The sequence below is a fragment of the Paracoccus sp. R12_2 genome (assembly GCF_017744015.1).
GTDB lineage: Bacteria > Pseudomonadota > Alphaproteobacteria > Rhodobacterales > Rhodobacteraceae > Paracoccus.
Genome location: NZ_JAGHRA010000004.1, coordinates 112792 through 132784, shown reverse-complemented (window position 1 = coordinate 132784; position 19993 = coordinate 112792). Strand labels below are relative to the sequence as shown.

The window sequence follows — 19993 nt, the reverse complement described above, 5'->3', positions numbered from 1 at the left end:
CAAGGGGGCTTGAGGTTGGTGCATGTTAGCAAGTTTGCAGTTTACCTACTCAGCTATGCACATAGTTTGCAAATTTTCCTGATTTTCCTTTTCCGTATCCTCGTCCCAAGCTACCGTGCCGCAACCTGATCGGGAGGCCTGCTATGAAGGACATTCTGCAAGAGCTGGAGCGTCGGCGCGACGAAGCCCGTCTTGGCGGCGGCCAGCGACGTATCGACGCGCAGCACAAGCGCGGCAAGCTGACCGCGCGAGAACGGATCGAACTGCTGGTCGATGAAGGCAGCTTCGAGGAATTCGACATGTTCGTCGCCCATCGCAGCACCGATTTCGGAATGCAGGACGAACGCCCCTATGGCGACGGCGTGGTGACAGGCTGGGGCACGATCAATGGACGCATGGTCTATGTCTTTTCGCAGGATTTCACCGTCTTCGGCGGATCGCTGTCGGAAACCCACGCCCAGAAGATCTGCAAGATCATGGACATGGCCATGCAGAACGGCGCGCCCCTCATCGGCATCAACGATTCGGGCGGCGCCCGCATCCAGGAAGGCGTTGCCAGCCTTGCGGGCTATGCCGACGTGTTTCAGCGCAACATCATGGCCTCGGGCGTGATCCCGCAGATCTCGGTCATCATGGGGCCTTGCGCGGGCGGCGCTGTCTATTCCCCGGCGATGACCGACTTCATCTTCATGGTGCGCGACACCAGCTACATGTTCGTCACCGGTCCCGATGTGGTGAAGACGGTGACCAACGAGGTGGTGACCGCCGAACAGCTTGGCGGCGCCGCGACGCATACAAGGAAATCCTCGGTCGCCGATGGTGCGTTCGAAGATGATGTCGAAGCCCTGTCCGAGATTCGTCGGCTGTTCGATTTCCTGCCGATGAACAACCGCGGCACCGTGCCCGTTCGCCCCTTCTTCGACGACCCTTCACGGATCGAGGAAAGCCTGGACACCTTGATCCCCGACAACCCGAACCAGCCCTACGACATGAAAGAGTTGATCGTGAAGGTCGCGGACGAGGGCGATTTCTACGAGATCCAGAAGGATTTCGCGGGCAACATCGTCACCGGCTTCATCCGGCTGGAAGGCCGCACGGTGGGCATCGTCGCCAACCAGCCGATGGTTCTGGCGGGCTGTCTGGATATCGACAGCAGCCGCAAGGCCGCGCGCTTCGTGCGTTTCTGCGACGCGTTCGAAATTCCGATCCTGACCTTCGTGGATGTTCCGGGCTTCCTGCCCGGAACCGGCCAGGAATATGGCGGCGTCATCAAGCATGGCGCGAAACTGCTGTTCGCCTATGGCGAGGCGACCGTGCCGAAAGTGACGGTGATCACCCGCAAGGCCTATGGCGGCGCCTATGACGTCATGGCGTCGAAACACCTGCGCGGCGATTTCAACTATGCATGGCCCACGGCGGAAATCGCGGTGATGGGCGCCAAGGGTGCGGTCGAGATCCTGTATCGCAGCGAACTGGGCGATCCAGACAAGATCGCCGCGCGCACCAAGGATTACGAGGACCGCTTTGCGAATCCCTTCGTTGCCGCCGAAAAGGGCTTCATCGACGAGGTGATCCAGCCGCGCTCGACCCGGCGGCGCGTCGCACGCGCCTTTGCCAGCCTGCGCAGCAAGAAGCTGTCGAACCCTTGGAAAAAGCACGACAACATTCCTCTGTAAGTTGCGGATTTTCATGAAGATGCACAACTGTGTGAATGATGCAGCGCAGCCACAGCTTGGCGGCGTTTTGCCGAGCCCGGACATGGGTGGCTGTCTGGATCATTGCGGCGCGGCTATCATTGCGGCGCGGGCGGCCCGTCAAGAAGCCGTCCCGAACCCGAGCAGCCGGGCGCATCTTCGCCCGCATTACAGGAGCAAGACACCATGTCGAAGAAGTTCATCCTCGGCCTCGTGCTGGTATCGGCCTTCGCCGCCTGCCAGCGTCAGCAGCCCGAAGTCGATGTGTATACCCCCACTGCCGACCCGGTCACGACCGAGCCGGTCTACCAAGGGAAATACGGCGCCAACTGATCGCCCATATTCCGACATTGCGCGCGGGCGGCACGGCTGCCCGCGCGCCTCGCGCCGCGCCCCAAACGGAGCAGCGCCATGCTGAAACATCGCGGCTTTCCCAGCCGACTTCCCGGCACCGATTTCCAGTTCACGATCCGACGCGAGAACAAGAAGGGGGCCACCCCCCTGTCGCGGCGCGAACGGTTCCGCGACCGCAAGCCCGCCGATCGTCGCGCCGATGCAGGCTTCCTGACAGCCTTGATCGAGAATTTCGGCGATGAGCCGTTCGAACGCGGCAACCTTGATGCCGGCCGCCTGTCATGGCTGCTGGGACGCGAGGTGATCGCCGTCGGCGATCTGGACCCGGTCAGCTATGATCAGTTGCTGCGGGTCGATCTGGCACGCGCAGAAGCCTCGTTTCCCGAGATTTTCTCGTCGGGCGAAATGCCCGAAGAGCCGGACTGGGATGACGAGGGACCGGACGACGAAATCGACCCGGCGGAGAACCGCTGATGCGCGATTTGCCGCCAAGCAGGATATTTTCACACCGATGTCAGTTTGATGCTGATACAGTCTGTGCAATATTGCCTGCGCAAACTTTCAATCCGGGCCCGGACGGCCCCCAGAACACAGGCAAGACAATATGCACGTCTCGAAACTTCTTCGCATCGCTGGCATCACCGTGGTCGCAGCAGGTCTTTCGGCTTGCGCTCAGCAGGGCTACGGCACGGCCACCGGCCTGTCCCCGGACGCGCAGCGCGCCGCTGGCGGTGCTGTCGCGGGTGCCGTCATCGCCAAGGCGTTGGACGAAGACATCGCGACCGGTGCCGCGCTTGGTGCGGGTGCTGGCGCCCTGTGCGACGACGCCGGCGTCTGTCAGCGCCGCTACTGATCTCCGCACCACAAACGAAAGGCGGCAACCAGACGCGTTCGGCGTCGTTGCCGCATTGACAGGAAGGCCACCATGTCCAAGATCTTTGCAATTCTCGCTGTCGTCGGTGCCACTGCCGTCGCAGGCTGCACGCAGGGCATCAACCCGACCGACACCGACCGCGCCCTCATCGGTGCCGGCGTCGGTGCAACCGCAGCCCATGTCGGCGGCAAGAATGTCGTCAAGGGCGCAGCACTTGGCGGTGCCGCAGGCGCACTGTGCGACGACGTCCGCCTGTGTCAGTAACGATCTGACGCGCGCGCACCCAGCGCGATCACTGCCTTATCCGACCGTCCGCGACCTGATCGTCGCGGGCGGTCTTTTCACGTCTGACGTCGTCCCGGAGCGCCCATGTTCAAGAAAATCCTGATCGCCAACCGCGGTGAGATCGCCTGCCGCGTCATGAAGACCGCGCGCAAGATGGGCATCGCCACGGTCGCCGTCTATTCCGACGCCGACCGCAATGCGCTGCATGTGAAGATGGCCGACGAGGCGGTCCATATCGGGCCGCCGCCAGCCAACCAGTCCTATATCGTGATCGACAAGATCATGGAGGCGATCCGGCAGACCGGGGCCGAGGCCGTCCATCCCGGCTACGGCTTCCTGTCCGAGAACCGCAAATTCGCCGAGGCGCTGGAGGCCGAGGGCGTGGCCTTCATCGGCCCACCCGCGTCCGCGATCGAGGCGATGGGCGACAAGATCACCTCGAAGAAACTGGCACAGGAAGCGGGTGTCAGCACGGTGCCGGGCTATATGGGCCTGATCGCGGATGCCGACGAGGCGGTGAAGATTTCCGGTCAGATCGGCTATCCGGTGATGATCAAGGCCAGCGCCGGCGGCGGCGGCAAGGGCATGCGGATCGCCTGGAACGAGGAAGAGGCGCGCGAAGGCTTCGAATCCTCGAAGAACGAGGCCGCCAACAGCTTCGGCGACGATCGGATCTTCATCGAGAAATTCGTCACCCAGCCGCGCCATATCGAAATCCAGGTTCTGGCCGACAGGCACGGCAATGCGGTCTATCTGCATGAACGCGAATGTTCGATTCAGCGCCGCAACCAGAAGGTCATCGAAGAGGCCCCATCGCCGTTTCTGGACGAGGCCACCCGCAAGGCGATGGGTGAACAGGCCGTCGCCCTGGCCAAGGCGGTGAACTATACCAGCGCGGGCACCGTCGAGTTCATCGTCGATGGCGACAGGAACTTCTATTTCCTCGAAATGAACACCCGCCTTCAGGTCGAACATCCGGTGACCGAACTGATCACGGGCGTCGATCTGGTCGAACAGATGATCCGCGTGGCCGACGGTCAGAAGCTGCCCTTCGCGCAGTCGGATCTGAAGATCCAGGGGTGGGCGATGGAAAGCCGCCTTTACGCCGAGGACCCCTATCGCGGCTTCCTGCCGTCAATCGGGCGTCTGACCCGCTACAAGCCGCCGACCGAGATAGCGGCCGGACCCTTGAAGGCCAGCGGGAACTGGGTGAATGACAGCGAGGGCGGTGACAGCACGGTGGCCGTGCGTAACGATACCGGCGTTTATGACGGCGGCGAAATCAGCATGTTCTATGATCCGATGATCGCCAAGCTGTGCACCTGGGCCCCCTCGCGCGCCGAGGCGATCGAGGCGATGCGGATCGCGCTGGACGAATTCGAGGTCGAGGGGATCGGGCACAACCTGCCCTTCCTGTCGGCAGTGATGGATCATCCGAAATTCACCTCGGGCGACATGACGACCGCCTTCATCGCCGAGGAATATCCCGACGGGTTCAACGGCGTCATGCCCGACGACGCGCAGGTGGTTCGGATCGCGGCAGCGGCTGCCGCCATGCACCGGATCGGAGAGATACGCCGCAGCCGGATCAGCGGACGCCTGGATAATCACGAACGCCATGTGGGCGAGAACTGGGTGGTCTTCGTCGGCGACAAGGATCTTCCGGTGCGCATCCAGGCCGACCGCGAAGGGGCCACGGTCCGGATCGACGACCGCGATCTGCGCGTCGAAAGCGACTGGAAACCGGGGCAGTCGCTTGCGCGACTGACCGTCGACGGCGCCCCCCTGGTGATGAAGGTCGATCGGATCGCGGCCGGATTCCGTGTGCGGACGCGCGGCGCCGATCTGAGGGTTCATGTCCGCCGTCCGCGGGCCGCCGAACTGGTCCGACTGATGCCCGAAAAAATCGCGCCCGACACATCCAAACTGTTGCTGTGCCCGATGCCGGGGCTGGTCGTGAAGATCAATGTCGAAGCCGGCGACGAGGTGCAGGAGGGGCAAGCCCTGGCGACGGTCGAGGCGATGAAGATGGAAAACATCCTGCGCGCCGAAAGGAAAGGCGTCGTCAAATCCGTCAACACCGAACCGGGCCAAAGCCTGAAGGTGGACGATGTGATCATGGAGTTCGAATAAGGCCTTGGACTGGCAGACGCTGTTTCTGAACGACCGGGTTGCCGCCGCCCTTGTCACCGCCATCGTCGGCGGCGGGGTGGTTGCGGCCGGCTGGTTCTGGACCCATGCCCTGTCGCGCCGACGCGACCGGGTGCTGCGGCTGGAACAGGTCTCGGACATTCAGCGCGCCCTGCTGGCCGAGATCCGCGCCCATGTCGCCGCGCTGGAACAGCAGCAGGCCACCGACACATCGGCGGCAAGTCAGGCGCTGCGGGAAAAGCTGCTTGGCGATCAGCATGTGCCGATCCTGCCCCATGATGCCAATGACCGGATATTCCGCGCCGTGGTCGAGCAGGTGCATATCCTGCCGGAAAACGTCATCGACCCGGTGGTGCGCTATTATCGCCTGATCGCCGTCAGGGTCGCGCTGGCCCAGGACATCCGTCGCAGCGCCAAGGCGCAGCCGGATCGTGCAGGCGCGATGCTGGACGACTATCTCAGCCTGACGGACGAGACGCGTCAGGCGGGAAATTTCGCGATGCTGGTGCTGAGCGCAAGCCTGCAGGGCGGCGCGTCGGCCGTGCGGGCCTTGCTGAAGGCGTTGCAGGAAAAGGAACGCGAGGCGGCAACATCCGCCGAGAACGTGATCGAGGGTTCAGGGTCTGAAGACCTGGACGATCCTAGTAGAACACTTTCGGACCGGAGATCCCCTTGATGGGCGGCAGACCGATGACGGCAGCAATCTCATTGGAATTGCTGGCTTTCAGCAGCCGCCGAACCAGTTCCTCGGTGGCATCCGCAACCGTCTCGCGCGGATCGCGCGCGGCCGGAACGGCCGGTTCGGACGTGTCGATCTTGCGCAGTGCGGACTGGTTGGCCATGGGTTCACCTTTCGACTTCACGGAACGCGATACTGGCGCCCGTATACTGAAGATAGGGGCCGACGCCGCGTTTCGCAACAAAAACCGGTTTTCGGCCAGTCGGTTCCGCAACGGTCATTCCCCCAGATCGGCACGCCCGATTTCCTGCCGGCGCAGCGGAAACTTGTCGATGGCCCTGCTGATCTCTCGGACATCCCACGGAAAGGGCTTGCGCAGCTTCACCTGCCCGTCCTTGTCCATGATCACCAACGAGAAGCCGCGCGGATGCAGTTGCCGGCGCCACGCGCTTGCGGCCTGGGGATCGGCGTCGGTGACGACCACCACATCGCGATCGGCCAGCATCCGGGGCTGGGCGCGCAAGGCGCGCATCTGTTCGCGGAAGGCCGGATCTTCGGGGGTGTCGGAAAACACCACGATCGGACGCGAGACCCACAGGAAATCTTCCGGCCCGACCTCATCGGCACCATATTCCAGCAGTTCCGGACGCGCGGTGTCGGTATCCGGGGCGGACGGCATCTCTTCGGGGCTCATCGGGCGGGATTGCGGCGCCTCGGGCGCGGCCGGCGGCGGCGCCTCGCGCGCAGGCCCCATGGCGGCCAGCGCCACCGCGAAAAACAGGAATTTCAAATTCATCGGCACCTCATCCTGTCCTGAATATAGGATGCGGCGGCCCTTGGGAAAGGACAGATCATGACAAAACCGACGCTGGAGGATTGGCGCAAGCTGGCCGAGAAGGAATTGAAGGGTCGTGATCCCGACAGCCTGACCTGGGACACGCTTGAAGGAATTCCGGTAAAGCCGCTGTATACCGAGGCTGATACCCAGGGTATGCAGCATCTGGGTTCACTGCCCGGCTTCGGCCCCTATACCCGCGGGCCGCGCGCCACGATGTATGCGGGCCGCCCCTGGACGATCCGGCAATATGCGGGGTTTTCCACGGCCGAGGAATCGAACGCTTTCTACCGCCGCAACCTGGCCGCCGGACAGCAGGGCGTGTCGGTCGCCTTCGACCTTGCGACCCATCGCGGCTATGACAGCGACCATCCTCGGGTCGAGGGCGATGTCGGCAAGGCGGGCGTTGCCATCGACAGCGTCGAGGACATGAAGGTCCTGTTCGACGGCATCCCCCTGGACAAGGTCAGCGTCAGCATGACCATGAACGGCGCGGTGATCCCGATCCTGGCGAATTTCATCGTCGCGGGAGAGGAACAGGGCCACGACAAGTCGGTCCTGTCCGGCACCATTCAGAACGACATCCTGAAAGAGTTCATGGTGCGGAACACCTATATCTATCCGCCCGAACCCAGCATGCGGATCATCTCGGACATCATCGAGTTCACAAGTTCGGAAATGCCGCGCTTCAACAGCATCTCGATTTCGGGCTATCACATGCAGGAGGCCGGGGCGAACCTGGTGCAGGAGCTGGCCTATACGCTGGCCGACGGGCGCGAATATGTCCGCGCGGCCATCGCGGCGGGCATGGATGTCGATGCCTTCGCAGGGCGGCTGTCCTTCTTCTTTGCCATCGGCATGAACTTCTTCATGGAGATCGCCAAGCTGCGCGCCGCGCGCCTGCTGTGGCACAAGATCATGGATGAATTCGGCGCAAAGAAGCCGGGGTCCAAGATGCTGCGCACCCATTGCCAGACCTCGGGTGTCAGCCTGCAGGAACAGGATCCCTACAACAACGTGATCCGCACCGCCTACGAGGCGATGTCGGCCGCGCTTGGCGGCACGCAATCGCTGCATACCAACGCGCTGGACGAAGCGATCGCCCTGCCCACCGATTTCAGCGCCCGCATCGCGCGGAACACGCAGCTGATCCTGCAGGAAGAAACCGGCATCACCCATGTCGTCGATCCGCTGGCGGGCAGCTATTACATCGAAAGCCTGACCGCCGAACTGGCCGAAAAGGCATGGGCCCTGATCGAAGAGGTCGAGGAACTGGGCGGCATGACCAAGGCCGTCGCATCCGGCATGCCCAAGCTGCGCATCGAGGAAACCGCCGCCCGTCGTCAGGCGCTGATCGACCGGGGCGAGGATGTGATCGTGGGGGTGAACAAATACCGCAAGGACAAGGAAGACCCGATCGACATTCTGGACGTGGACAACGTCAAGGTGCGCGCCAGCCAGATCGCCGCGCTGGAGCGCATCCGCGCCAGCCGCGATGAAACCGCCTGTCAGGCCGCGCTGGACGAACTGACACGCCGCGCGGCGCAAGGCGGCAACCTGCTGGAGGCCGCCGTCGAGGCCGCCCGCGCCCGTGCAACCGTAGGGGAAATCAGCATGGCCATGGAGAAGGAATTCGGGCGTCACCGCGCCGAAGTAAAGACCTTGGCGGGCGTCTATGGCGCCGCCTATGAGGGCGATGAGGGTTTCGCGCAGATCCAGAAAGATGTCGAAGCCTTCGCCGAACAAGAGGGCCGGCGCCCGCGGATGCTGGTCGTGAAGATGGGTCAGGACGGACATGACCGCGGTGCCAAGGTCATTGCGACCGCCTTCGCCGATATCGGCTTCGACGTGGACGTCGGACCGCTGTTCCAGACCCCCGAAGAGGCCGCGCAGGACGCGATGGACAACGATGTCCATGTGGTCGGCATCAGCAGTCAGGCAGCCGGTCACAAGACCCTTGCGCCAAAGCTGATCGAGGCGCTGAAGGCTGAGGGCGCGGGCGATATCCTGGTGATCTGCGGCGGCGTCATTCCGCAGCAGGACTACGACTTCCTGAAGAAGGCGGGCGTCAAGGCGATCTTCGGACCCGGCACGAACATTCCCGCAGCCGCCGCCGATATCCTGCGCCTGATCCGCGAGACCCGCGCGGCCTGACCTGTGACGGTGACGTGCAGGGTGCCCGCGTCCACCGTCGTGTCACGGCGGCGGATGCGGGAAAAGGCTGCGCCGAGGATCAGACTTCCTCGATCCGCAGCTCGACCGGGTCGCTGACCAGAACACCGGTTCCGGGCAGCGTCTCAATGGCATAGTCGATCGCCTCGGGCGTCGTCTTGTGGGTCACAACCAGCACCGGCACGCTGCTGTCGCTGTGCTGTCCGTATTGGCGCATGCGGTCGATCGAGATGCCTGAATCACCCAGAACCGTCGCGATCTTGGCCAGCGCACCGGGCTTGTCCTGCAGCTCCAGACGCAGATAGTAGGCCGCAGGCACAGCAGTGCGCGCAGGCTTCGCCGCCGTCAGCGATGCCGCCGGCTGGCCGAAGACCGGCATCCGCACGCCGCGCGCCACTTCGACAATGTCCGACATCACCGCACTGGCGGTCGGACCTTCGCCGGCCCCTGCCCCGCGCAGCACGATCTGGCCCACGCTGTCGCCTTCGACCACCACCATGTTGGTGCCGCCGACCAGCTGCCCCAGCGGACTGTCGGCGGGCACAAGACAGGGCGACATGCGCTGTTCCAGCCCACGCGCGGTCATCTGCGCGACCCCCAGAAGCTTGATCCGATAGCCAAGATCGGAAGCGCGGCGGATGTCGTCGATGCTGACCCGCTCGATCCCCTCGATCTCGACCGCGTCGAAATCAACCTGCGTGCCGAACGCGATCGAGGACAGGATCGCCAGCTTGTGACTGGCGTCGATCCCGCCCACGTCAAGCTGCGGATCGGCCTCGAGATAGCCAAGCTGGCGCGCCTCTTCGAACACGGCCTCATAGGGCAGGCCCGCGCTTTCCATCCGCGTCAGGATATAGTTGCAGGTGCCGTTCATGACCCCCATCACGCGGGTCACGTCGTTGCCTGCCAGCGATTCCGTCATCGTCTTGATGACCGGGATGCCCCCTGCAACAGCGGCTTCGAACCGGATCACGCGGCCCAGCCCCTCGGCCAGCACGGCCAGATCCTGACCATGCACGGCCAGCAGCGCCTTGTTGGCCGTCACCACGTCCTTGCCGGCCCGCAGCGCCGCCTCGATGCTGTCCTTGGCGATGCCGGTATCACCGCCGATCAGTTCGACATAGACATCCACGTCTTCTGCGGTGGCGACCGCCATGGCGTCGGTTTCCCAGCGATAGGACGACAGATCCGCGTCGCGGTTCTTCATTTGGTCGCGGGCGCTGACGGCGGTAATGGCAACCTCTCGCCCCGACCGGCGCGCCAGCATTTCGGCGTGCTTCTGAACGATCTTGACGACACCGATCCCGACGGTGCCGAGCCCGGCAATACCCAAGCGGAGGGGGGACGACATGGAAGCCTCTTTTTTACGATTGCGCGGGGTGTTAGCGCGCCCGGTCACTGGTTGCAACGAAGAAGGCGGAATGTCCGCCCCGGCGATCAGATCCAGCGACGCGTATGCGCCCGGTATTGCGCGAACATATCGGGGAAGGCCGTCGCAAGCCGGGCCTCTTCCCCGGCGATGAACCGGCGCGAAATGACGATCATGAACACCGGCACCAGGATCAGCGCAGCGACCGGCGCCGCGAAGATCAGGCACAGCCCTGCAAGGATCAGAGCGTCACCCAGATAGATCGGGTTGCGCGACAGCGCGAACACGCCGGTGGTGACCAGCGCGGCGGGCTGGCCATGTGGATCCAGCGTCGTGCGCTTGCGCCACATGGTTGCGGCGGCGGTGATCATCACGGACAGACCTGCGAGAACCAGAATCCAGCCAGGCAACCCCTGCCAGCCGGGCCCATGCGGGACCAGACGGCCCAGCCCCCAGGCCACCGCGCAAGATCCGGCCAGCCAAACCGGCGGATAGTCCAGGGTCAACCGCATCGCCTAATCCTCTTCGTCATGACCGGCCCATTCTCCGTCGATGCCTGTCGCACGCATGATCGACACCACGCGCCGCGCCACTCTCAGCGTGGCCGCATGTATGTCGCGGATATCGCGGGCATTCATGTCATCGGGATACCGCTCGCCCCGGGTGTTGATGAAGGTCGGGTGCCAATATCCCGGCTGATCCGCCGGGCGCCACGAGGCGTGGCACAGAAGGTTGCGCTTCAACCGGATTTCGGTCAGCGCCTCGGCCAGCAGGTGCCGGTCGTCGATCCGCGCACGCCCGATCGCGGCGACGAAACTGTCGATCAGCGTACCAAGCGAATCGTCGGCGATTTCTTCCATACGGCGCAGCCATTTCTGCAGCGCCGCGTCATCGGCATCCTGGCTCAGCCCCTGTCGCGTCAGCGAAAAGATCGCGCGTTTCAGCGCCTCTTCCAAAAAACCGAACCCGGCCACGGCGTGGCCAAGGGCCTGGGCCATCTCGTCGGACAGTCGGTCGGGGGCGCGCGGCAAGCTCATGCTGTGGTGATAACGCCTTGGGCAAGGCCTGTCTGCCCCCGGCTGCCTACGCGGGCTTGCCCTGTCAGTCTGACCCGATAGGCTGCCGTCATGGCGGCAGAGGACGCGCAATGAGCCGATTTCGCACCCGCACCGACTGGGCGACTGCGCTGGCGCAGGGTGGCGACGATGTGCTGGCCCATGAATTGCAGGCCGAGCGTGCATCGTCTTTGGGAACCGCGGGCCGTCGCATGGAACGCGCATTGGCCATGCTTGAAAACGACCCCAGCAACGACGCCCTGGACGAGGCGGGACGGCTTGCGTGGGAATTCATGGTGCTGCGCGAGATGTCCGGTCTGCGCGACTGGCCGCAGGTGGTACATCTTTACGCAATTCCCGAAGCCGTGCTGCGACGGATGGGCGCATCGGCGACGATCACCAAGGGAAAGCAAGGTTGACCGGATCAGCTGCCGGCGATGATCCGGACATAATTCCTTGTCTCGCGATATGGAGGGATGCCGCCATACTTGGCCACCGCGCCCGGTCCGGCGTTATAGGCCGCCAACGCAAGCCGCCAGTTGCCGAACTGGTTGTACATCATGCGCAGATAGCGGGCCCCGCCCTGAAGGTTCTGCATCGGATCGTTGGGGTTCACGCCCAGCTTCGCGGCGGTGCCGGGCATAAGCTGCGCCAGCCCTGTCGCGCCCTTGTGCGAACGCGCGCGGGGGTTCCAGCCCGATTCCTGCTGAACCAGCCGCAGGAACAGATCCTCGGGCACCCCATGCTTGCGCGCGGCAGCGCGCGCGTGCGGGATGAAATCGCTGCGCTTGCCGCGATAGGCTGGGATATTGGTGGAAAGCTGGATGTTCACGGTGCTGCGGTTGGCACCGCCCGGCTGCAGCCGGGCCGATTGCTGATACTGCGAGGCCAGCCGCGAATCCATCAGCCGGGTCTGCCGCGCGAACTGATCGGCCCGTGACTTCGACGAGCTTCCGGAAAGCCGCAACCCCTCTGCCGCGACCGGCATGGCCGCCAGCATACCGATCAACGCGGCGCTCAGCGCCAGTCTTGCCCCGGGAATCATCCGCATCGCTCCGCCCTCGTTTTTGCCGGAAATCGCGCCTTTCTGACGCCGCGCTTTTCTGTATCGCGTTTGCGGAAAGCCTATACGCATTCGGCCGTTGCCGCCAGTCATGCGGTTTCCGGCCTTCTCGGCCCCCTTGATGTCGGCGGTTTCCCGCCGACAGGCCATGAAGCCTCGGGACCGGTCCGCACCCGAAAGGTTGCCGAGTGAATGCTTGAGGCATCGATCAGGCTGCGATACATGGACGGACAAGCACATCGAAGCAGGGAACCCCGTCATGGCAGGCAGCGTCAACAAGGTCATTCTGATCGGAAATCTGGGACAGGATCCCGAAGTCCGCACCTTCCAGAACGGCGGCAAGGTGGTGAACCTGCGCATCGCCACGTCGGAACAGTGGAAGGACCGCAACACCGGCGAGCGGCAGGAGCGGACGCAGTGGCATTCGGTCGCGATCTTCGCAGAACCGCTGGCGAAGGTGGCCGAACAATATCTGCGCAAGGGCAGCAAGGTCTATATCGAAGGCCAGCTGGAAACGCGCAAATGGCAGGACCAGTCCGGCAATGACCGCTATTCCACCGAAGTCGTGCTGCGACCCTTCCGCAGCGAACTGACCATGCTGGACGGGCGCGGCGAAGGTGGCGGCGGCTCGGGCGGGGCACCGCGCGATCAGGGCGGCTATGGCGGCGGCGGATACTCCGGCAACGACGCGCCCTCGGGTGGATCGTCGGGCGGCGGGCGCAGCGATTATGACGACGAAATTCCGTTCTGATCGACAAGAACCGGCATGAAATGATGAAAAGGCGGCCCTTCTTCCAGGGGCCGCCATTTTCGGTTAGTGCCTCCCGATCGCCCTACCAGGAGCTGCCGAATTCCAGCCGCCGGGCAAGCCACAGCGCCAGAATCGTCGCCACCGCCCCCGACAGCAGGTAAAGCCCCGACAGCATCAGACCGCCCCATGCCGTCAGCGCCAGCGCCGCCAGCGGCGCGAAGCCCGCGCCGAACAGCCACGCCAGGTCGGATACGATGGCCGAGCCGGTATAGCGGCGGCGCGGCGGAAACAGCGACGCCACAGCCCCGGACGATTGTCCGAAACTGACGCCAAGGATGATGAAGCCCGCGATCATGTAAACGGCCTCGCCGAAGCCGCGCCCCGACAGCAGAAGCGGCGCGACAACGCTGAAGGCCGCGATCGCGATGGCGCCCCGGAACAGCAGCTTGCGATGACCGATCAGATCCGCCAGCAGCCCGGACAGGATGATCGCGGCGATGCCGAACAGCGCAGCCACCGATTCGATGATCAGGAAGCTGGTCACGCTTTCCTCGGTGTAAAGAAACACCCAGGACAGCGGAAAGACCGTGACCATGTGAAACAGGGCGAAACTGGCAAGCGGCACGAACGCGCCGATCAGGATGGTCCAGCCGTCATTGGTAATCGCGTTCCGCAGGCTGATCGGTTCCAGTTCGCGCGATTGAAACATCCGCGTGTATTCCGGCGTTGCCACGATCCTCAGGCGCGCGAACAACGCCACGACATTGATCGCGAAGGCGACGAAGAACGGATACCGCCAGCCCCAGTCAAGGAAATCCGCCTCTGACAGCTGTGAGACGAGATACGCGAACAGCAGGCTGGCGACGATCAGCCCGACCGGCGCGCCAAGCTGCGGCACCATGGCATAAAATCCGCGCTTGTCCCTTGGCGCGGACAGCGCCAGCAGCGATGGCAGGCCGTCCCACGCCCCGCCAAGGGCCAGCCCCTGCCCGATCCTGAGAATACACAATACCGCGATCGAGGCCGCGCCGATGCTTTCATAGGACGGGACCAGCCCCATCGCGACCGTCGAACTGCCAAGCAACAGCAGCGCCAGGGTCAGCTTGACGCTTTTGCCATGGCGCCGGTCGATCGCCGTGAAGATCGCCGTGCCAAGCGGTCGCGCGACAAAGGCCAGTGCGAAGATCGCGAAAGACCAAAGCGTGGCGCGCAAAGGTGTCTCGAACGGGAAATAGCGCATCGGAAAGACGATGACCGACGCGATGGCGAATACGAAAAAGTCAAAGAATTCAGAGCTGCGGCCGATGATGACGCCGACCGCGACATCCGAGGGAGAGATGGTGTGGTCGTGGGGCTCCGTCTCGGGCGGCAGGTCTTCGACGGGATGCGTCACGGGGGAAGAATTCATGGCGTGCGGATTCCTTCATCGGCTGATGACGGGCATGTGTCGGATCAACGGGCATAGGACGCCAAATCGTGCCGCGATGCCGCCTGCAGCGCAATACACCGGCGACGCGACAAAGTGTCTGTGTCAAAATGTCGTATGTCGGGGCCGGTACGCCTGCAGTAGCAAACTGACTCGAACGAACGCGCCATCATACGACCGATTTCCCGTATCTCCCTGCCCCACAGGTAAGGACGCCAGCATGCGTATTTTGCCCCCAGCCCCCGGCGCCCTGGCGCTGGGAATGTCGTTTCTTCTGCTGACAGGCTGCAAGCCGGTGGTTCTGGCACCTGCCGGCGACATCGCCGAACGTCAGAAGGATCTGTTGCTGGCCGCGACAGGGCTGATGCTGATCGTCATCATTCCGGTCATGTGCCTGACGCTGTGGTTTGCCTGGAAATACCGCGCCGCCAACAGGCAGGCCGCGTATCGCCCCGACTGGGATCATTCGGCCAAGTTCGAACTGGCGATCTGGGGTCTTCCGCTGCTGATCATCATCTGTCTGGGCGCGCTGACCTGGGTCGGCACCCATCTTCTGGATCCGTATCGCCCGCTGGACAGGCTGAGCGCGACCGAGGAGATTGCCGAAGATCATCAGCCCCTGAAGGTGCAGGTGGTCGCGCTGGACTGGAAATGGCTGTTCATCTATCCCGAACAGGACATCGCCGCCGTGAACGAACTGGTCGTGCCGACCAACCGCGAGATCGAGTTCAGCCTGACCGCGTCCTCGGTGATGAACGCCTTCTACATCCCTGCGATGGCCGGAATGATCTACGCCATGCCCGGCATGGAAACCAAGCTGCACGGCGTGTTCAATCACGAAGGCGAATATCAGGGACTGGCGTCGCATTACTCTGGCGCCGGGTTCTCGGGGATGCGGTTCAAGGCCCATGCCACCGACACGGCCGGCTTCGATGACTGGGTGTCACGGGCGCGCGCTGGCCAGGACGCACTGACCCGCGACGAATATCTGCGGCTAGAGGCCCCAAGCGAGAACGTGGCACCGCGCATCTATGCCGAGGTTGATCCAGATCTGTTCGCCCGCGCCGTCAACTTGTGTGTCGAAGACGGAAAGATGTGCATGGCCGAGATGATGGACATCGACAGCAAGGGCGGGCTGGGGCTGGAGGGCACCATCAACATCCAGTCGCTGACCCACGACAAGCACGCAAGGCGTGGCGCACGCCCCGTGCTGGGCCATCAGCCGGTCATGGTCACCAGCATCTGCACCCCCGAAGAGGCGGCGCTGATGTTCGCCGATCTGGGGACCACGCAACCAACCTCGCGCGCCGACCAGACCCGGCTTCAAAGCCGTGCCCTGCCCGTGCCCGACAGCCTGTTCGACAGGCTGATCGCGCCGACAATCCGCGATGCCAGCAAGACTGCAGGCACCGCAGACCAGAAACTTTGAACGGAATTTCGCGATGGCCGTACCTGCCAATGTCGAGACCACATTTCTGCTTGGTCGTCTGACCTGGGACGCCATCCCCAAGGAACCCATCGTCTTCGCCACGTTCATCGTGGTCGCGATAGGTGGTGCAGCGGTCCTTGCGCTGCTGACGAAATACCGGCTTTGGGGCTATCTGTGGCACGAGTGGTTCACCTCGGTCGATCACAAGAAGATCGGGATCATGTACATGATCCTTGGGTTGATCATGTTGGTGCGCGGCTTTGCCGACGCGGTGATGATGCGAATTCAGCAGGTCTGGGCCTTTGGCGGATCGGAAGGCTATCTGAACGCCCATCACTATGACCAGATCTTCACCGCCCATGGCGTCATCATGATCTTCTTCGTGGCGATGCCCTTCGTCACCGGGATCATGAACTATGTGGTGCCGCTGCAGATTGGCGCGCGCGACGTGTCCTTTCCGTTCCTGAACAACTTCTCGTTCTGGATGACAACGGGCGGCGCGATCATCGTCATGGCGTCGCTGTTCGTGGGCGAGTTCGCGCAGACCGGCTGGCTGGCTTTCCCGCCGCTGTCGGGCCTGTCCTACAGCCCCTATGTCGGCGTCGATTACTATATCTGGGGGCTTCAGGTCGCCGGGGTCGGAACGACACTGTCGGGCATCAACCTGCTGGTCACGATCCTGAAGATGCGCGCGCCCGGCATGACGATGATGCGGATGCCGATCTTCACCTGGACCTCGTTCTGCACCAACATCCTGATCGTGGCGTCCTTCCCGGTCCTGACCGCGACGCTGGTTCTGCTGACACTTGACCGCTATGTCGGCACGAATTTCTTCACCAATGACCTTGGTGGCAATCCGATGATGTACATCAACCTCATCTGGATCTGGGGCCACCCCGAGGTCTACATCCTGATCCTGCCGCTGTTCGGCGTGTTTTCCGAGGTTACCTCGACCTTCTCGGGCAAGCGGCTGTTCGGCTATACCTCGATGGTCTATGCGACCGTCTGTATCACGGTTCTGTCCTATCTGGTTTGGCTGCACCACTTCTTCACCATGGGATCGGGCGCGTCGGTGAACTCGTTCTTCGGGATCACGACGATGATCATCTCGATTCCGACCGGCGCCAAGATCTTCAACTGGCTGTTCACCATGTATCAGGGCCGCGTCCGGTTCGAGTTGCCGATGATGTGGACCATCGCCTTCATGCTGACCTTCACCATCGGTGGCATGACAGGCGTTCTGCTGGCTGTGCCGCCCGCCGATTTCGTGCTGCACAACTCGCTGTTCCTGATCGCGCATTTCCACAACGTGATCATCGGCGGCGTGCTGTTCGGCAGCTTCGCGGCGATCAATTTCTGGTGGCCGAAGGCCTTCGGCTTCAAGCTGAACGTGTTCTGGGGCAAGGTCAGCTTCTGGTTCTGGGTCGTGGGTTTCTGGGTCGCCTTTGCCCCGCTTTATGTGCTGGGCCTGATGGGCGTGACCCGCCGGATGCGCGTCTTCGATGACCCCGACCTTCAGATCTGGTTCATCATCGCGGGGTTCGGCGCATTTCTGATCGCCTGCGGCATCGCGGCCATGTTCGTCCAGTTCGGCGTCTCGATCTGGAAGCGCAACGAGAACCGCGACCTGACCGGCGATCCCTGGAATGGACGCACGCTGGAGTGGGCGACATCTTCCCCGCCCGCGCCCTACAACTTCGCCTTCACGCCGGTCATCCACGGCCTCGACGCCTATGCCGACATGAAGGCGGCAGGCGCAGCGCGCGGCAAGGGGAACTTCATCCCCATCCACATGCCCCGCTATACCGAGGCGGGAATCATCCTTGCCGGCCTGGCCACCATCTGCGGCATGGCACTGGTCTGGTATATCTGGTGGCTTGCCGCGCTGTCCTTCATCGGGCTGGTCGGCTACGCGATCCACCACAGCTTCAACTATGACCGCGACTATCACATTCCCGCCGACGAGGTGCGCGTGACCGAGGACGCCCGCACCCGCCTTCTGGCACAGGAGGCCTGAGATGAGCATGGGCACGCAACCCACGACCTACTGGGAGACGGAACCGCATCACCACGAGGACGGAGCTTCGACCGGCATCGGCTTCTGGGTCTATCTGATGAGCGACTGCCTGATGTTCGCGGTGCTGTTCGCGACCTTCGGCGTTCTGCACGGCAGCTATGCCGCCGGTCCCGGTCCGAAGGATCTGTTCGATCTGGAACTGGTGGCGATCAACACGGCCATGCTGCTGTTTTCGTCGATCACCTACGGCTTTGCGATGCTGGCGATGTCCCAAGACCGCAAGGCCACCACGCTGCGCTGGCTGGGTGTCACGCTGTTCTTCGGACTCAGCTTTCTGGCGATCGAGCTATACGAGTTTCATCACCTGATCCATCTGGGCGCGGGACCGCAGCGTTCGGCTTTCCTGTCGGCCTTCTTCACGCTGGTCGGCACGCACGGGCTGCATGTCGCGTTCGGCTGCATCTGGCTGGTCACACTGATGGTCCAGGTCGCACGCTCAGGTTTGATCGCGGCCAATCAGCGCCGCCTGATGTGCCTGTCGCTTTTCTGGCACTTCCTGGATGTGATCTGGATCGGTGTCTTCACGCTTGTCTATCTGCTGGGGATGATCTGATGTCCGCACATACCGACAACAATCACGCGAATGGCAGCTATCGCGGCTATCTGACCGGCTTCATCCTGTCGGCGATCCTGACCGCGATCCCCTTCGGCCTTGTCATGACCGGCGGGCTGGACAGCCGCGCCCTGACGGTTGCCGTCGTCGTCGGCTGCGCGATCATCCAGGTTCTGGTCCACATGGTCTATTTCCTGCACATGAACAGCCATGCGGAAGAAGGCTGGACGCTGCTGTCGACACTGTTCACGGTGGTCATCGTGGTGATCATGATCGCGGGTTCCTTGTGGGTCATGTTCCATCTGAACACCAACATGATGCCGCAGATGAACCACAACATTCCCTTGGAATCCTTGCCGTGACATCCGGGCGCAGCCCCCGTCGTGTGGGGCTGATCGGGGCGGGGATCGGGGCGGCCCTTCTGGTCGCTGTCCTGTGCGGGCTGGGCGTCTGGCAAGTCCAGCGCCTGCAATGGAAGACCGGCCTGATACAACAGGTCGAGGCGCGTCTTGCGACGCCCGCCATTCCGGCACCGGCAATGACAGCATGGCAGGACCTGGATGAAGCAGACGAATATCGGCGTGTGACCGTCACGGGACAGCTGGACCAGCGACACGAAGCGCTGGTGAAGGCCGTCACCGCCTACGGAGCCGGCTTCTGGGTCATGTCGCCGCTGACGACCGACACTGGCTGGACGGTCTGGATCAACCGCGGCTTCGTGCCGCAGGATCGCACCGCGCCGTCGTCCAGATCGCAACCGCAAGGCGTCGTGACGATCACCGGTCTGTTGCGCATGAGCCAGCCGGGCGGCGCCTTTCTGCGGGCCAATGATCCCGACGCCGATCGCTGGTATTCGCGTGATACCGGGGCGCTGGCCGCGTCGCGCGGGCTGGATCGCGTGGCGCCCTATTTCATCGACGCGGACGCAGGCTCAGGCGATGAATTGCCGATCGGCGGGCTCACGGTCGTCCGGTTTCGCAACAACCACCTTGGCTATGCATTGACGTGGTTTGCAATGGCGCTTGGCCTTGCCGCGGCAGCCACGATCCTGCTGCGCCGGGAACTTAACCGCGAAGCCTGACCAGCCATGCGTCAGGGCCCCGCAACCATCTCATGCGGGACCAAAGTTCGCCACGGGCAGGCCACGTTTGTGGAATTGAGCAGCGGAAAAAGTTGGGCTACAGACAGTTACACCCTGCATGGTGAAATTGGTAAACACAGGAGAC

At 63.2% G+C, this 19993-nt stretch carries 22 protein-coding genes; 15 read left to right on the top strand and 7 right to left on the bottom strand.

Translation table 11 applies throughout. The features are described 5' to 3' along the window. The first annotated feature begins 143 nt into the window (after positions 1-143). From J7359_RS06745 to J7359_RS06715, 7 genes are all read left to right on the top strand, one after another. On the top strand, positions 144-1676 hold the full coding sequence (locus J7359_RS06745) for an acyl-CoA carboxylase subunit beta (protein WP_209055866.1): 1533 nt from the start codon (positions 144-146) through the stop codon (positions 1674-1676). A gap of 204 nt (positions 1677-1880) precedes the next feature. Further along, positions 1881-2027, top strand: a complete 147-nt coding sequence (locus tag J7359_RS06740) for a hypothetical protein (RefSeq protein WP_209055865.1) — start codon at positions 1881-1883, stop codon at positions 2025-2027. 78 nt (positions 2028-2105) lie between these two features. Then, positions 2106-2522 (top strand): hypothetical protein, encoded by a 417-nt coding sequence (locus J7359_RS06735; RefSeq protein ID WP_209055864.1) that lies wholly within the window; start codon positions 2106-2108, stop codon positions 2520-2522. A 130-nt stretch (positions 2523-2652) separates the two neighbouring features. After that, on the top strand, positions 2653-2901 hold the full coding sequence (locus J7359_RS06730) for a hypothetical protein (protein ID WP_209055863.1): 249 nt from the start codon (positions 2653-2655) through the stop codon (positions 2899-2901). 72 nt (positions 2902-2973) lie between these two features. Further along, positions 2974-3186, top strand: coding sequence for a hypothetical protein (locus J7359_RS06725; RefSeq protein WP_209055862.1), 213 nt, complete (start codon positions 2974-2976; stop codon positions 3184-3186). 105 nt (positions 3187-3291) lie between these two features. Next, on the top strand, positions 3292-5340 hold the full coding sequence (locus J7359_RS06720) for an acetyl/propionyl/methylcrotonyl-CoA carboxylase subunit alpha (RefSeq protein WP_209055861.1): 2049 nt from the start codon (positions 3292-3294) through the stop codon (positions 5338-5340). Positions 5341-5344: 4 nt separating this feature from the next. Beyond that, positions 5345-6034, top strand: a complete 690-nt coding sequence (locus tag J7359_RS06715) for a hypothetical protein (RefSeq protein ID WP_209055860.1) — start codon at positions 5345-5347, stop codon at positions 6032-6034. On the opposite strand, the gene J7359_RS06710 is transcribed toward J7359_RS06715, so the two are convergent. Both J7359_RS06710 and J7359_RS06705 read right to left on the bottom strand, forming a co-directional pair. Next, on the bottom strand, positions 6000-6200 hold the full coding sequence (locus tag J7359_RS06710; RefSeq protein ID WP_209055859.1) for a hypothetical protein: 201 nt from the start codon (positions 6198-6200) through the stop codon (positions 6000-6002). The genes J7359_RS06715 and J7359_RS06710 overlap by 35 nt on opposite strands. A gap of 114 nt (positions 6201-6314) precedes the next feature. Continuing rightward, a complete protein-coding gene (locus J7359_RS06705; protein ID WP_247740226.1) occupies positions 6315-6833 on the bottom strand; it encodes a DUF4174 domain-containing protein in 519 nt (172 codons plus the stop codon). 57 nt (positions 6834-6890) lie between these two features. On the opposite strand from J7359_RS06705, the gene scpA reads away from it, so the two are divergent. After that, positions 6891-9026 (top strand): methylmalonyl-CoA mutase, encoded by a 2136-nt coding sequence (gene scpA / locus J7359_RS06700; RefSeq protein WP_209055858.1) that lies wholly within the window; start codon positions 6891-6893, stop codon positions 9024-9026. A 79-nt stretch (positions 9027-9105) separates the two neighbouring features. Here scpA and J7359_RS06695 read toward each other — a convergent pair whose 3' ends face one another. The 3 genes from J7359_RS06695 to J7359_RS06685 form a co-directional block, all read right to left on the bottom strand. After that, on the bottom strand, positions 9106-10395 hold the full coding sequence (locus tag J7359_RS06695; RefSeq protein ID WP_209055857.1) for a homoserine dehydrogenase: 1290 nt from the start codon (positions 10393-10395) through the stop codon (positions 9106-9108). A gap of 86 nt (positions 10396-10481) precedes the next feature. After that, a complete protein-coding gene (locus tag J7359_RS06690; RefSeq protein WP_209055856.1) occupies positions 10482-10925 on the bottom strand; it encodes an isoprenylcysteine carboxylmethyltransferase family protein in 444 nt (147 codons plus the stop codon). Positions 10926-10928: 3 nt separating this feature from the next. Continuing rightward, positions 10929-11450: a hypothetical protein gene (locus tag J7359_RS06685; RefSeq protein ID WP_209055855.1), complete on the bottom strand. Its 522-nt coding sequence runs from the start codon at positions 11448-11450 to the stop codon at positions 10929-10931. 110 nt (positions 11451-11560) lie between these two features. Here J7359_RS06685 and J7359_RS06680 point away from each other — a divergent pair, with 110 nt between their 5' ends. Further along, complete coding sequence (locus J7359_RS06680; protein WP_209055854.1) at positions 11561-11887, top strand: DUF6665 family protein; 327 nt, start codon at positions 11561-11563, stop codon at positions 11885-11887. Between the two features lie 5 nt (positions 11888-11892). Here J7359_RS06680 and J7359_RS06675 read toward each other — a convergent pair whose 3' ends face one another. Then, a complete protein-coding gene (locus tag J7359_RS06675; RefSeq protein WP_209055853.1) occupies positions 11893-12519 on the bottom strand; it encodes a lytic transglycosylase domain-containing protein in 627 nt (208 codons plus the stop codon). 271 nt (positions 12520-12790) lie between these two features. On the opposite strand from J7359_RS06675, the gene ssb reads away from it, so the two are divergent. Beyond that, positions 12791-13282, top strand: a complete 492-nt coding sequence (ssb, locus tag J7359_RS06670) for a single-stranded DNA-binding protein (protein ID WP_209055852.1) — start codon at positions 12791-12793, stop codon at positions 13280-13282. An 82-nt stretch (positions 13283-13364) separates the two neighbouring features. Here ssb and J7359_RS06665 read toward each other — a convergent pair whose 3' ends face one another. Continuing rightward, the gene (locus J7359_RS06665) at positions 13365-14690 is read right to left on the bottom strand and encodes an MFS transporter (protein ID WP_209055850.1); all 1326 of its coding nucleotides are present in this window, start codon (positions 14688-14690) and stop codon (positions 13365-13367) included. Between the two features lie 238 nt (positions 14691-14928). Between J7359_RS06665 and cyoA the strand changes: the two genes are divergently transcribed. The 5 genes from cyoA to J7359_RS06640 are packed head-to-tail and all read left to right on the top strand — an operon-like array spanning position 14929 to position 19848. Further along, positions 14929-16137, top strand: a complete 1209-nt coding sequence (cyoA, locus tag J7359_RS06660; protein ID WP_209055848.1) for a ubiquinol oxidase subunit II — start codon at positions 14929-14931, stop codon at positions 16135-16137. Positions 16138-16150: 13 nt separating this feature from the next. After that, on the top strand, positions 16151-18154 hold the full coding sequence (gene cyoB, locus J7359_RS06655; RefSeq protein ID WP_209055846.1) for a cytochrome o ubiquinol oxidase subunit I: 2004 nt from the start codon (positions 16151-16153) through the stop codon (positions 18152-18154). A gap of 7 nt (positions 18155-18161) precedes the next feature. Further along, a complete protein-coding gene (cyoC, locus tag J7359_RS06650; protein ID WP_247740242.1) occupies positions 18162-18767 on the top strand; it encodes a cytochrome o ubiquinol oxidase subunit III in 606 nt (201 codons plus the stop codon). Continuing rightward, the gene (gene cyoD / locus J7359_RS06645; RefSeq protein WP_209055842.1) at positions 18767-19129 is read left to right on the top strand and encodes a cytochrome o ubiquinol oxidase subunit IV; all 363 of its coding nucleotides are present in this window, start codon (positions 18767-18769) and stop codon (positions 19127-19129) included. Before cyoC ends, cyoD begins: the two co-directional genes overlap by 1 nt. Then, positions 19126-19848, top strand: a complete 723-nt coding sequence (locus J7359_RS06640; protein ID WP_348524344.1) for an SURF1 family protein — start codon at positions 19126-19128, stop codon at positions 19846-19848. Before cyoD ends, J7359_RS06640 begins: the two co-directional genes overlap by 4 nt. Positions 19849-19993 lie beyond the last annotated feature (145 nt).